Source organism: Paenibacillus sp. FSL L8-0333, assembly GCF_037965665.1.
In the GTDB taxonomy this organism is placed as follows: Bacteria; Bacillota; Bacilli; order Paenibacillales; family Paenibacillaceae; genus Paenibacillus_AQ; species Paenibacillus_AQ odorifer.
Genome location: NZ_CP150186.1, coordinates 2141059 through 2154106 on the forward strand (window position 1 = coordinate 2141059; position 13048 = coordinate 2154106).

The 13048-nt window shown below is 44.1% G+C and carries 13 protein-coding genes and 2 tRNA genes; 14 read left to right on the forward strand and 1 reads right to left on the reverse strand.

Going from position 1 to position 13048, the window contains the following annotated elements; translation table 11 throughout:
• The first annotated feature begins 36 nt into the window (after positions 1-36).
• The 10 genes from NYE72_RS09240 (at position 37) to NYE72_RS09285 (ending at position 10716) form a co-directional block, all read left to right on the forward strand.
• Positions 37-423, forward strand: coding sequence for a VOC family protein (locus tag NYE72_RS09240; protein WP_076104073.1), 387 nt, complete (start codon positions 37-39; stop codon positions 421-423).
• 178 nt (positions 424-601) lie between these two features.
• Positions 602-2398 carry an ATP-binding protein gene (locus NYE72_RS09245; protein ID WP_036678948.1) on the forward strand — a complete coding sequence of 599 codons (1797 nt, stop codon included), beginning with the start codon at positions 602-604 and terminating at the stop codon, positions 2396-2398.
• A 109-nt stretch (positions 2399-2507) separates the two neighbouring features.
• The gene (locus tag NYE72_RS09250) at positions 2508-3236 is read left to right on the forward strand and encodes a response regulator transcription factor (RefSeq protein WP_036678951.1); all 729 of its coding nucleotides are present in this window, start codon (positions 2508-2510) and stop codon (positions 3234-3236) included.
• A gap of 198 nt (positions 3237-3434) precedes the next feature.
• The gene (gene pstB / locus NYE72_RS09255) at positions 3435-4190 is read left to right on the forward strand and encodes a phosphate ABC transporter ATP-binding protein PstB (RefSeq protein WP_036678954.1); all 756 of its coding nucleotides are present in this window, start codon (positions 3435-3437) and stop codon (positions 4188-4190) included.
• A gap of 73 nt (positions 4191-4263) precedes the next feature.
• Entirely contained in the window at positions 4264-4923 is a 660-nt protein-coding gene (gene phoU / locus NYE72_RS09260; protein WP_036678957.1) for a phosphate signaling complex protein PhoU, read from the forward strand.
• A 189-nt stretch (positions 4924-5112) separates the two neighbouring features.
• Positions 5113-7782 (forward strand): DNA polymerase I, encoded by a 2670-nt coding sequence (gene polA, locus NYE72_RS09265; RefSeq protein WP_076100112.1) that lies wholly within the window; start codon positions 5113-5115, stop codon positions 7780-7782.
• 52 nt (positions 7783-7834) lie between these two features.
• Positions 7835-8671, forward strand: coding sequence for a DNA-formamidopyrimidine glycosylase (gene mutM / locus NYE72_RS09270; protein WP_036678963.1), 837 nt, complete (start codon positions 7835-7837; stop codon positions 8669-8671).
• A gap of 132 nt (positions 8672-8803) precedes the next feature.
• Positions 8804-9550 (forward strand): manganese efflux pump, encoded by a 747-nt coding sequence (locus NYE72_RS09275; protein WP_076104071.1) that lies wholly within the window; start codon positions 8804-8806, stop codon positions 9548-9550.
• A gap of 9 nt (positions 9551-9559) precedes the next feature.
• Positions 9560-10156, forward strand: a complete 597-nt coding sequence (coaE, locus tag NYE72_RS09280) for a dephospho-CoA kinase (protein WP_076104070.1) — start codon at positions 9560-9562, stop codon at positions 10154-10156.
• Entirely contained in the window at positions 10153-10716 is a 564-nt protein-coding gene (locus NYE72_RS09285) for a lytic transglycosylase domain-containing protein (protein WP_036678971.1), read from the forward strand. Before coaE ends, NYE72_RS09285 begins: the two co-directional genes overlap by 4 nt.
• A gap of 84 nt (positions 10717-10800) precedes the next feature.
• Here the strand turns inward: NYE72_RS09285 and NYE72_RS09290 are convergent, their stop codons facing one another.
• Positions 10801-11019, reverse strand: coding sequence for an alpha/beta-type small acid-soluble spore protein (locus tag NYE72_RS09290; protein WP_036678974.1), 219 nt, complete (start codon positions 11017-11019; stop codon positions 10801-10803).
• A 164-nt stretch (positions 11020-11183) separates the two neighbouring features.
• Here NYE72_RS09290 and nrdR point away from each other — a divergent pair, with 164 nt between their 5' ends.
• The 4 genes from nrdR (at position 11184) to NYE72_RS09310 (ending at position 12917) form a co-directional block, all read left to right on the forward strand.
• The gene (gene nrdR / locus NYE72_RS09295) at positions 11184-11660 is read left to right on the forward strand and encodes a transcriptional regulator NrdR (protein ID WP_036678976.1); all 477 of its coding nucleotides are present in this window, start codon (positions 11184-11186) and stop codon (positions 11658-11660) included.
• Between the two features lie 251 nt (positions 11661-11911).
• Positions 11912-11987, forward strand: a tRNA-Ala gene (locus tag NYE72_RS09300).
• Positions 11988-11997: 10 nt separating this feature from the next.
• Positions 11998-12070, forward strand: a tRNA-Lys gene (locus tag NYE72_RS09305).
• A gap of 166 nt (positions 12071-12236) precedes the next feature.
• Complete coding sequence (locus NYE72_RS09310; RefSeq protein WP_076101294.1) at positions 12237-12917, forward strand: hypothetical protein; 681 nt, start codon at positions 12237-12239, stop codon at positions 12915-12917.
• Positions 12918-13048: the final 131 nt, after the last annotated feature.

Below are 13048 nucleotides of genomic sequence, written 5' to 3' on the forward strand. Positions count from 1 at the left end.
CGAAGGCGTTTTTGCCTGTCCAAAGGAGGACAACGAATGGCACCACATTATATTAGAAATGGGTTTCTTAACGTTACGCCGTATTTTATTGCGGAAGATGCAGACCAATTGATAGATTTTGTTGTGCACTGCTTTGATGCCAAAATTATTGATATGCTGCGAAACGATGAGGGTAGGATTAGGCATGCCGAGGTCAGAATCGGTGATTCCATCATTGAGATTTCCGAAGCGAATGAAAAGTATTCACCGGTACAGCTTGCCATTCATCTTTATGTAAGAAATGTTGATGAGACCTACCGCAAGTGCCTGAATGCCGGGGCCTCTATTATTGAAGAACCACTGGATAAGTCCTATGGAGAAAGAGGAGCAGGGGTTAGAGACCGTCAGGGTAATCAGTGGTTTCTTGCTACCCGTACAGAATAAACTCATGTGTTTTTACAAAAGTAATACAAAGTAACAGTCCAGAGTTAATCAACTCGGGCTGTTATTTTTATATAATCTACTCTGGGGGGCTTATGTCACGGTCATAGTCGTACTGGTATTTTGGAGAAAATGAAGTTAGGATAAAAGATACAATGATAAAGGGAGAGGCAAATCTCAGATGAAACCGTTTCGCGCTCGTCTTACGTTTATACTTATGGCCTTAATCGGTATTTCCATGATTGGTACTGGATTTACGATGGCGCATCTGTTTAAGAGCTCCCATATAACTGCTCTGGAAGAGAATATGTCCCGGGAAATAAGCTTGCTCTCAGGCACACTGGAATTTGTAGATATGAATTCTTCGAATGCGATCCCGTATTACACTGAACAGGCGGAGCATATTTCTAAACTTTTAGATTCTCGGATAACGTTTATTACAAAGTCGGGTAAAGTAATTGGCGATTCTGAGAAAAACCCCTTGGAAATGGACAACCACTCTAATCGTGAAGAAGAGATAGGGGCTGCGAAAGAGGGAACTGGACGGGCAATCCGTTACAGCGAAACTCTAAAGCATGAGATGTTATATGTGGCTGGAAAGGTAACTTCAGATCAGGGATTTGACGGCTATATTCGGGTCTCAATGGGACTTGATGCTGTAACGCAAGGTCTTAAGCATGCATGGATGATTATGGCTGCAGGTCTAATTATCTTGTTCTTGTCAGCAACGATTGTGAGCTATAAAGTAGCTTCAAGCATGACTTCCCCGTTGGAGCAAATCACAAGAGTCGCCCGGCGGATTACCGATCTGGATTATGATGCCAGAGTTCATTTGAAGCGTAAAGATGAAGTTGGACAGCTGGCTACAGCGATTAATGCGATGGCAGACAGTCTTCAAGACCAGCTCAAGACGATTCGTGATAATGAGGATCTGCTGCAAAGCGTGCTGGATAATATGACTGGCGGCATCATAATGATCAATGCGGAAGAAGAGATTGCGCTGCTCAATCGGGCTTCAGAGCGAATGCTTGATGTCAGCAACAGTGAAATGGCGGGTCATTCGTACAAAGAGTTAAAACGGCATTATGAGCTAACCCGTCTGCTTGAAGAAGGGGTATTAAGCCGGGAGCCGATTCATGAAGAGCGAAGTATTTATAACCCAAGAGAGCGAATTGTACGGATGGACGCGGTTCCGATGATCCAGGATGGTACGTACAGAGGTATGCTTTTCCTATTGCAAGAGGTTACGGAAATTCGCCGTTTGGAGCGGATGCGCAGTGAATTTGTCGCTAACGTATCGCATGAACTAAAGACTCCGGTTGCAGCGGTCAAAGGGTTTGCCGAGACCTTACTGGGAGGCGGAGTTAAAGATGAGAAGACGGCGAGATCCTTCCTGCAAATTATATATGATGAGAATGAGCGTTTAAATCGCTTGATTGGAGATATTCTGGAATTATCTAAAATCGAATCTAAACGGGTGCAGCTCGATTGCTCACCGGTTCATATCATTGAATTCTTTGATTCCGTGCTGGGAACCATCAGTAAAGTCGCTGAGAAGAAAAACATTAGTCTTAATGTAGAGGTTCCTGAGGAGCTGTTCATTGAGGCGGATGAGGATAAGCTGCGTCAAATCTTTATGAATCTTTTCTCTAATGCGATTAATTACACACATGAAGGCGGAAACGTAAAGGTCTACGTTAAGAGTCTACTGAAACCAGACGGCTCCGAAAATGTTCAATTTACTGTTAGCGATACGGGTATGGGGATTCCTAAAAAAGATCTGCCGCGTATTTTTGAACGTTTTTACCGTGTGGATAAGGCAAGATCCAGAAGCTCCGGTGGAACGGGATTGGGGCTGTCTATTGTGAAGCATTTGGTAGATATGCACCATGGAGTGATTTCAGTTGAAAGTGATCTGGGAATCGGCAGTTCCTTTGTGATTGAATTGCCTTTGCTGCAGGAAGAAAAGACCGATTAGATTTTTGTAAATTCACTTTTTCAATTTTACACTAAGTTAACATTACGGTGATATGATGGTTTTGTTGCTGTTTTGTAAAAATCAAACTATATGGAAGACGGGGGAACCTATGGCTCAACGATTGCTTGTCATTGAAGACGAACCGACACTAGCCCGGCTGCTGTCCTATAACTTAACGCAGGAAGGTTACGAGGTGACGGTAGAGGATCATGGAACGGCAGGATATGATCGTGCGACGAGGGAACCTTTTGACTTGATCGTATTGGATCTGATGCTGCCAGGAATGAATGGCATTGACATCCTTGATAAATTGCGTGGACAAGGTATCCGCACACCTATTATCGTATTGACTGCTAAAAATGCTGAAGAAGATGTGGTTAGAGGGCTGAAATCCGGTGCTGATGATTATATAACCAAACCTTTTGGAGTATCCGAATTGCTTGCAAGAGTGAGCGCTGTATTACGGCGGATTTCCGGCCTTGCTGAGGAGGCTCCACAAGAGACACCTATATCTGCTTCAACGATCATTCTGGGACAACTAGAAATCTATCCTGAGCGGTATGAAGTTTCCTTAGGAGGACATAGCATCAACCTTCGGCCTAAAGAGTTCGAGGTATTGTTATATTTGGCCCGTAAACCCGGGGTAGTGCTGACAAGAGATGATCTTATGAACGCTGTTTGGGGCTTTGATTATATTGGTGGACAGCGTACAGTTGATGTGCATGTAAGTTCACTCCGTAAAAAGCTTGAGCTAGATCCAGAATCCGTTCATATCGATTCCATTCGAGGTGTAGGTTATAAATTAGTTGTTAACAAAAAGAGAGCTCCGGTCATTTAGCATGACGGGAGTTTTCTTCTTTATCCCGTTCATAAACAAGATTCAGGTGAGATTACACGCCGAATTGTAGGGAATACTATCACGTGGACTAATTCATCTTCACCAATTTTACATTGCGTTAACATTTCTCTCCAACTGTATTTACATTAAAAGCTTATTATGGAGAACGAAGATGATGAGAAGGAGACGTAAATACTAATGAAATCCATCATTGACATAGAGAAACTTGATCTCTACTATGAGTCATTTCACGCACTGAAGAATGTGAATCTGCAAATTCCGGAGAAACAGGTTACTGCTTTTATCGGACCTTCCGGTTGCGGAAAATCCACTCTGTTGCGCACGCTGAATCGTATGAATGATATGATTCCTGGTACACGTATTGAAGGAACTGTAAACATCGGTGGCAAAAATATTTATAGTGACGAGGTAGAGGTAGAAAGCCTGCGTAAACAGGTCGGCATGGTATTCCAACAGCCAAATCCTTTTCCAAAGTCGATTTACGACAATGTAGCTTACGGTCCTCGCCTGCATGGCATTCGTTCAAAGAGCGAACTGGATGAGATTGTAGAGCAAAGTCTGCGTCATTCCGCGCTGTGGGAGGAAGTTAAAGATTTTCTGAAAAAATCTGCCCTTAGCTTGTCCGGCGGACAGCAGCAACGGCTGTGTATTGCCCGAGCTTTGGCAGTTCAGCCGGATATCCTGCTCATGGATGAAGCAACGTCTGCACTGGATCCTGTGTCTACGCTCAAGATAGAGGAGCTTGTACAGGAATTAAGAAGTAAGTATACAATCGTTATGGTTACTCATAACATGCATCAGGCGGCACGTGTATCTGGTCGAACCGTGTTTTTCTTGAATGGTGTAATTGTAGAGGCGGCGGATACAGAGGTGTTGTTCTCGACTCCTAAGGATTCCCGCACCGAAGATTATATTTCTGGACGTTTCGGCTGATACGGGCTACAAGGGCGCTCGTCCTTGGAAATGGCAAGCTGACCATACATTAATGAGGAGGATCGCTCTTACTATGATTCGCAGAAAAGAATTTGATAAAGATTTGGAAGAGCTGCGCAGTCTGCTGCAGCAGATGGGTGAACATGTAATAGATGCTCTTGGTGGAGCAATTGTTGCTTTACAGAATCTTGATACTGTGCGCGCTCAGGAAATCATTAAAGCAGATTTGCAGCTGAATGCCATGGAAGATAAAATCATGGAAATTGGCTCACGGCTAATTATTACGCAGCAGCCTGTAGCAAAAGATTTGCGCCGCATTATCGTTGCTTTCAAAATATCTAGCGATTTGGAACGTATGGGTGACTTGGCTATTGATGTTGCGAAAGCAACTATGCGCATCCATGGACAGCAGCTGATCAAGCCGCTTGTAGACATTCCGCGTATGGCGGAAATTGTGACGACCATGATTGATGAGGCTATCCAGTCTTATCTGGATGAGAACACTGATCTGGCTTATAGAATGGCACAAGATGATGATCAGGTCGATCAATTATATGGTTCGATGATCAATGAGCTATATAGTTATATGGTGGCAAAACCGGATTCTGTGTCCCAAGCTATGTTATTAACGCTGGTAGGCCGTTATATTGAACGGATTGCCGATCATGCGACTAACATTGGTGAGAGTGTTGTTTATCTGGTCACAGGCAGCCGTCCGGACTTGAATCAGTAATTTGTACTCACACATCTTTTGTTATATCTTTAGTTAAACTAAGTAGCCGCCCTTTTAAAAGGGCGGCTACTTGTTGTATATCCTTAACATATCAGCTTATCCCACTGTTTAGGTTGGTAAAGCCGTTTCTACTTGTACAGGGCATATGGTAAGATGTAAGGAGTAAGCATGAAAAAGGCGAGGTGCACTATGGACAAGTTGATACTTATAGATGGAAACAATATTATTTACCGTGCTTTTTTTGCGATGCCCCCGCTGACGAATACAGCAGGGCAACAGACAAATGCGGTGTACGGATTTACAACGATGCTGCTTCGTTTAATCGAAGAACATAAACCGACACATATGATTGTCGCTTTCGATGCAGGGAAAGTTACTTTTCGGCATGAAGGTTATCAGGATTATAAGGGCGGCCGGCAAAAAACACCGCCCGAGCTCTCCGAGCAGTTCCCATTGCTGAAGGAATTGCTGACTAATTTAGGTGTACCGCAGTTTGAAATTGGCAATTATGAGGCTGATGATATTATTGGCACCATTTCGCGCCAGGCGGATGAAGCGGGACGGCAGGTTATGATCGTGTCGGGAGACAAGGATATGTTGCAGCTGGCCTCTGAGCATACGACCGTTGCTTTAATCCGCAAAGGGGTCACTGAAGTTGAGCTTTATGGGCCGGAACAAATCCGGGAGAAATATGACCTAACCCCAGAGCAGATCATTGATCTTAAAGGGCTGATGGGCGATGCGAGTGACAACATCCCGGGAGTACCCGGCGTAGGTGAGAAGACAGCTTTGAAGCTGCTGCATCAATTTGGATCGGTGGAAGGTGTCTTAGCTGGAACCGGTGAGCTAAAGGGTAAAATGAAAGAAAAACTGGAAACCCATGCGGAAGATGCGGTAATGAGTAAAAAATTAGCGACCATCTATCGCGAAGTGCCGCTTGAGCATTCGTGGGAAGACATGGTCTTTAATGGAATTTCAGCGGATACAGCCGGCCCAGCGCTTGCCAAGCTGGAATTTAAATCACTGTTGGAACGTTTGTCTCTTAGTGCTTATGCTCCTGTTGCCGAGGGAGAGGAGAGTGCGGCTGAAGTAGAAGCTGCGGCACTTGATATTACGATCGTAAGTGAAGAAGAACTTAAGGGGCTAAGTGAAGCCCTGGCTGACATTTCAGCGCTGCATGTGGAATCGAATGGAGATAATCCGCATCGTGCCGAGGTAATCGGAATAGGCTTGTCCTCTCTGGAGCGGCATTACTATGTGCCGTTTGAATTACTGCATAAACCGGCTGCTGCGAAGCTGCGTGATTGGCTAGGAGATGAAAAGGCTCCGAAAAGTGGATATGATCTTCACCGCGCTGATTTGGCTCTACACTGGCAGGGAATTGCTTTTGCAGGTGCAGCCCATGATGTGCAGCTGGCGGCTTATTTGCTTGATCCTACGGAGGCTAATCAGAATCTAAACGATCTCACTGCTAAATACGGCTTGCCGCGGCTCTCTCCTGATGAAGAGGTATTTGGTAAAGGTGCCAAATACAAAATCCCTGAGCTTGAAGTCTTAGGAAATCACGTTGCACGAAAGAGTGCAACGGTTCTTGGAATCGCACAGAAGCAACAGCAGGAGCTGGTGGAGACCGCGATGACAGGGCTATTCGAGGATCTGGAAATGCCTTTGTCACGGATTTTGGCGGATATGGAGAAACAGGGGATTGCAGTCAATGCTGGTGATCTTAAAGAGCTTGGAAAAGAATTTGAGGCGCAAATTTCCAAATTGGTCAGTGAAATATACGAGATTTGTGGCACTGAGTTTAATTTGAACTCACCAAAGCAGCTGGGTGAAATCTTGTTTGTAAAGCTAGGTCTGCCTGTCGTCAAGAAGACGAAGACGGGTTATTCCACGGATGCCGAAGTGCTTGAAAAACTGGCGCCATACCACGATGTGGTGCGTTTGATTTTGCAATATCGCACAATTGCGAAGCTTCAATCTACCTACGTAGAGGGGCTGCTTAAAGAAATTTCCCCGAACACAGGGAAGGTGCATACATTCTACCGGCAGACGATTGCCGCTACAGGACGGCTTAGCAGCCAATTCCCGAACTTGCAGAATATCCCGATTCGTCTAGAGGAAGGACGCAAAATCCGCAAGGTATTCGTTCCGTCCGAACCGGGCTGGTCCATCCTGGCAGCCGACTATTCGCAGATCGAACTGCGTGTGCTTGCGCATATTTCAGGTGATGAGCGGATGAAGGAAGCTTTTCTGCATGATATGGATATTCACACGAAGACAGCGATGGATGTGTTCGGTGTGACCGCGGAACAGGTGGACAGCAATATGCGCCGTGCCGCAAAAGCCGTAAACTTCGGGATCGTCTACGGGATCAGTGATTACGGCCTCTCGCAGAATTTGAATATTCCGCGTAAGGAAGCCGCTCAATTTATTGAGCAGTATTTCGAGGTATATCAGGGTGTGCGCCGCTATATGGACGATATCGTAGTGGAGGCACGGAAGTATGGTTATGTGACCACATTGCTTGAACGTCGCCGTTATCTGCCGGAGATTAATGCGAAAAACTTTAATCTGCGCTCTTTTGCGGAGCGGACAGCAATGAATACACCTATACAGGGAACAGCAGCGGATATTATCAAGCTGGCGATGGTGCATATGGACAAGGCATTATTTGATCGTGGGCTTAAGAGCCGTATGCTGCTTCAAGTACACGATGAGCTTGTATTCGAGGTGCCAGAGGATGAAATGGAGCTTATGAAGACGCTTTTGCCGGAAGTAATGGGTGGAGCCCTGAAGTTATCTGTGCCACTTAAGGCAGAGGTCAGCTTTGGAAGTAACTGGTACGAGGCGAAATAGACTCCCTTTAAGGTGTGCATATCAGCTATAATGTAGTTGAGGTGAAGACATCATGCCGGAATTACCGGAAGTAGAGACAGTCAAGAGAACACTTAATGAGTTAGTTAATGGAAAGCAGATAGAGAATGTAACCGTCCGGTTGGCGCGGATTATTCAGCGTCCGGATGATATTCAGGCTTTTGCCCACCTGCTGGCAGGTCATAGCATTGTTAAAGTTGAACGAAGAGGAAAGTTTTTGCGTATTGTGCTGGATGGTCTGGTGCTTGTGTCACATTTGCGGATGGAAGGCCGTTACGGACTTTTTTCAAATGATGACCCACTGGACAAGCATACACATGTGATTTTTCATTTTACGGATGGAACTGAGCTGCGTTACACGGATGTTCGCCAGTTCGGTACGATGCATCTTTTTCAGATGGGAGAAGATCTTCAGCTGCCGCCTTTAAACAAGCTGGGGCAGGAGCCGCTGGAGCCTTCTTTTACACCGGAGAGGTTTAAGCAGATCGTGTCAGGTAAAAGCACCAAAATTAAATCGCTGCTGCTTAATCAGGAATATATCGTCGGCATCGGCAATATTTATGTAGATGAGTCGTTGCACCGTGCGGGCATCCATCCTGAAGACAGCGCCAAATCGCTCACGGACAATCAATTGGACAAGCTGCATCATGCCATTGTAAGCACGCTGGCCGAAGCGGTTAACGCCGGAGGTTCATCTGTTAAGTCATATGTTAATGGCCAAGGTGAGAGCGGTACGTATCAGCAGCAGCTATTGATTTACGGTCGTAAGGATCAGCCGTGCAGTAACTGTGGAACGATGATTGAGAAGACGGTTGTAGGCGGTCGTGGCACGCATTATTGTCCAAATTGCCAGCGCCCGACTGTTAACTGAATTTGTTGAAATAATAAGGTTGGCACCCACTACTTGTCCCGCCCATATACTGTGTGAAGAATGCTTAATAGAGAACGGAAGCTGAAACGATAAACTTTTCAGTTTGCCGGTTCTTCACAGGAGGGATTGCGGGTGCTCAGCCCATTATTTTCACTGCTATTGCTAGCGTTTGCCTTGAGTTTGGACGGTTTTGGTGTAGGAATTACATATGGGCTGCGTAAAATGAAAATACCACTGCTCTCCGTTCTGATTATCTCGCTCTGTTCGGGGGTAGTTATCTGTGTATCGATGCAGGTTGGGGTTTTGCTTGCTAAGGTAGTGTCTCCGAATGCAGCTTCTATGGTTGGTGCGGTTATACTTGTGCTAATGGGGTGCTGGTCGCTTGTTCAGATGCTGATGCAAAAAGAGAAAGATGCAGATGGCGGACGTAAAGCTGAAACGGTAGATGAGGGCTCATTTTCCGGGCAGGCTTGGGCAGAGGTAGCTGCTGATTCTGAAGCGGGTACAGAACCTGTTATGAATGATGAACCGTTGAAATCAGCTGTTTTTTCGCTTGAGCTTCGCCGTTTGGGGATTGTAGTGCAGATCTTGCGTACCCCGTCTTCTGCGGATATGGATGCCTCAGGAAGCATCTCTTCGATGGAAGCGATGATACTTGGGATTGCGCTCTCTCTGGATGCTTTTGGGGCTGGACTTGGCGCAGCGCTGCTTGGCTTCAATCCGATATGGACATCACTTACAATAGCTTTGTTTAGTGGTACATTTCTATTGCTGGGTATGAAGACTGGACTTAGATTTGCCGGGAACTACTGGATGAAGCATGCTGCCGCATTACCAGCGTTATTATTAATTGCAATGGGAATACTGAAGCTATTATGAGGTGAGTACATGATTATAGGCTTAACCGGAGGAATCGCATCCGGAAAAAGCACGGTGTCTGCACTGCTTGTGAACAAGGGAGCGAGGCTGGTTGATGCCGATGTGATCGCCAGAGAAGTTATGCTTCCCGGGCATGAAGTGTTGGCTGCTGCTGCTAAGCAATTTGGAAAAGAGATCCTTTTTCCGGATGGAACACTGAATAGGGCCAAATTAGGTGAAATCGTCTTTCAAGATCCGGTGGCCCTGCAAACCTTGAACAATTTGACGCATCCTGCCATCCGGCAGGAAATCAAAAATCGTATGTACAGCATGGAGCAGGAAGAGCCGAAGCGGCTTATTATTGTGGATATTCCGCTTCTTTTTGAATCAGGGCTTGAGACCCTGTTCCATGAGATTGTAGTAGTCTACGTTCCCCGTGAAGTGCAAATTACTCGATTAATGGAACGTAACAGGCTCTCTTTAGAAGAAGCAGAAGCGCGATTGAATGCACAGATGGATATTGAACAGAAACGTAATAAAGCGGACTACATCATCGACAACAGTGGCGATCTTGCGTACACTGAGCAACAGGTTGCTGTTTTTTGGGACAGGCTGGGTTTATCATGAAATGGTTACGTAAAAAAAGAGTACTGCTTCTGCTATTTGTTGGTTTTACGGCAATATTGTTTCTGAGTACAAACTGGATGTCGTGGTTTTATCCCATCCATTTTAAAGACGAGATTCGCAAGCACAGCATCACTTATGAGATAGACCCGTTTCTTGTAACCGCGATTATTCGTGTAGAAACGAACTTTAAAACTGGACGAGAATCCAAAAAAGGCGCACTAGGGCTGATGCAGCTTATGCCGGATACCGCGAAGTGGGCGCTGGAAAAGGCCAAGCTTCCAAACGTATCTATGGAAGAACTCAAGCATGAGCCTTCGGCTAATATTGAACTGGGTACATGGTATCTTTCAACTTTATCCCGTCAGTTCGAAGGCAAACGTACAGCAATTATCGCAGCCTATAATGCTGGACCCGGAAAAGTTCAACGCTGGTTGGACGAAGGGATCTGGGATGGGACAGATGCAACCATTAAAGATATTCCCATTGGTGAAACCAGGCATTATGTACAGCGCGTTAATTATTACTATGATCAGTACACGGACATTTACAAAGAATTTTAATTTCTGCCGTGTTATGTATAAAAAGAAGTATTAAACGACTTGTAGGTCGTTTAATACTTCTTCAAAAAGCTTATGTTGGTCAGGTTATTTGTATTGACCTGCCAGTTGTTGTTCTGCCAGGGTTACAAGACGTTTAGTGATGTAACCACCGATCGAACCATTTTCATAAGAAGTTTTATTGCCTTGGTAACCATCTGGGGAAAGCGTGATTCCTAGTTCTTGGGCAACTTCGTATTTAAGTTGTTCCAAGGCACCGCGGGAATTTGGAGCTACAAGGTTATTGGAGTTGTTGCTTTGGCTCATTGCTGTTCACCTCCTCTGTTGGTAACTGTATTATGTGCCGGACTTGCCATTATCATTACAAGAAAAAAACGGTGATTTCTGGAAATAATAAAAAAGCCGTTCAAAAGCCGGATTTATAACATTCCGGGACCAATACCATTATGTAATAGGAAGTGATGAAGCTTATGAAATGCCCTTACTGCGATCACACAAATACTAAAGTGCTGGACTCGCGACCAGCGAATGAAAATAAGTCAATCCGTCGTAGGCGTGAATGTGAGCGTTGCAGCAAACGTTTCACTACTTTTGAAATGATTGAAGAGACGCCACTGATTGTAATTAAAAAAGACGGCAGCCGTGAGGAATTCAGTCGTGATAAAATACTCCGCGGTCTTATCCGTGCTTGTGAGAAACGGCCGGTTTCTGTGGAACGTCTAGAAAAGATCGTGTCCGAGGTTGAGAAATCTTTGCGCGGCATCGCCGTGGCTGAAGTGGAAAGCCAACAGATTGGTGAATTCGTGATGGAGCAGCTCTACCCAGTAGATGAAGTGGCTTACGTTCGTTTTGCGTCCGTATATCGCCAGTTCAAGGATATTAATATGTTCATGAAGGAACTCAAGGGGCTGCTGTCCAAGAGTACGGGAGAATTAGAGGGATTATAGGGTTTTGTCCAGTTAGGGCGTTACAGCCAGTCCTAGGGTCTGCTAGGAGTGCTTCTACTGGTTTGTTTCCTCTAAGTTCTCAGCGGGGAATTTGAGTGGAAAAATGAATTTTAAAAAAAGTGTTGACATAGAGGGCGATTTTTTATATTATATAGAAGTCGCCTACGACGCTTGAGTTTATCGGAACAACTCAATTACGACCAAACTAAAATTTAAAAATGTGTGATTACATACATCTGAAATTTCAGTTTGGGGCCATAGCTCAGCTGGGAGAGCGCATCGCTGGCAGCGATGAGGTCAGGGGTTCGATCCCCCTTGGCTCCACCAAACATCATATGGACTCTTAGCTCAGTTGGTAGAGCAGTAGACTCTTAATCTATTTGTCCAGGGTTCGAGCCCCTGAGAGTCCATCCTAAAGAAACGGCAGAAATGCCGTTTCTTTTTTTTTTTTTTTTTTTTTTGTGAATTTTAATGAAAAACTACGGGGCACTTATATACATGACTAAATGAAACGCCTTCACAAATGTATGCGTATTATGTTTCAATATAATAGAAAGATAAGGAAGGTGTTTCGTTATGTTAATTTTTTCATGGTTTCTTATATTTTTGGGTTTGGTAATTCCAGGTATTGTTTTGTTTTGTTTGAAGAAAATTGACGTAATGAAGATTTTGTTTTTTTGTAGTTCATTAATTGGTCTTTATTTAACTAGTATAGGTGTTTTAAAAAACTCGTGGATTTCTACTAAGTCTGGAGAATTTATGGGTTGGACTGTTTTAACTTTCTCAATGATTGAAGCTACTATGATAATAATTTATCTTATTTATTTTGCTTGTTCGAGAGGAGTGAAATATCTTCGATCCGATAATCCTTGGTCAAAAATGGGTAAAAGTTACGATGTTGCAATCCAGTTAATAATGATTTGTATTTTTTTGATTCTACCTAACGTAATGTTCTCGTTGCTCTATAGTTTATGGTCTATAGTAGTTCAGGTCAATTCAAGTTTAGGGTTATATGATTTTATGTTTTATGCATTTTCTATTAAGTATTCGCTTCCTTTAACAGGGTTATTTATAGATTTTCAGCACAATGTTAATAGTTTTGGAATTTTGAGATTTTTGCAAGTATTTCATATATTCACGACTACATTAATTGAATTTGTTGTCATAGGTTTTATTATTGCAAGATTAAATAATCTAATGAAGGATGAAGAACTTCCTCAAAACCAAAGACGTAGATATAGACGTAGGATATCATAAAATATAACTGATCTTAGCAATCGAGCTAAAATCATAAGTTACGAAGTAACTACTGGAGGTTAGTGTAGATGAGAACGTACAACCGAATTAGAAAATATTAATGTTCGACTGAGTAGTTCAGGAAGGTTACG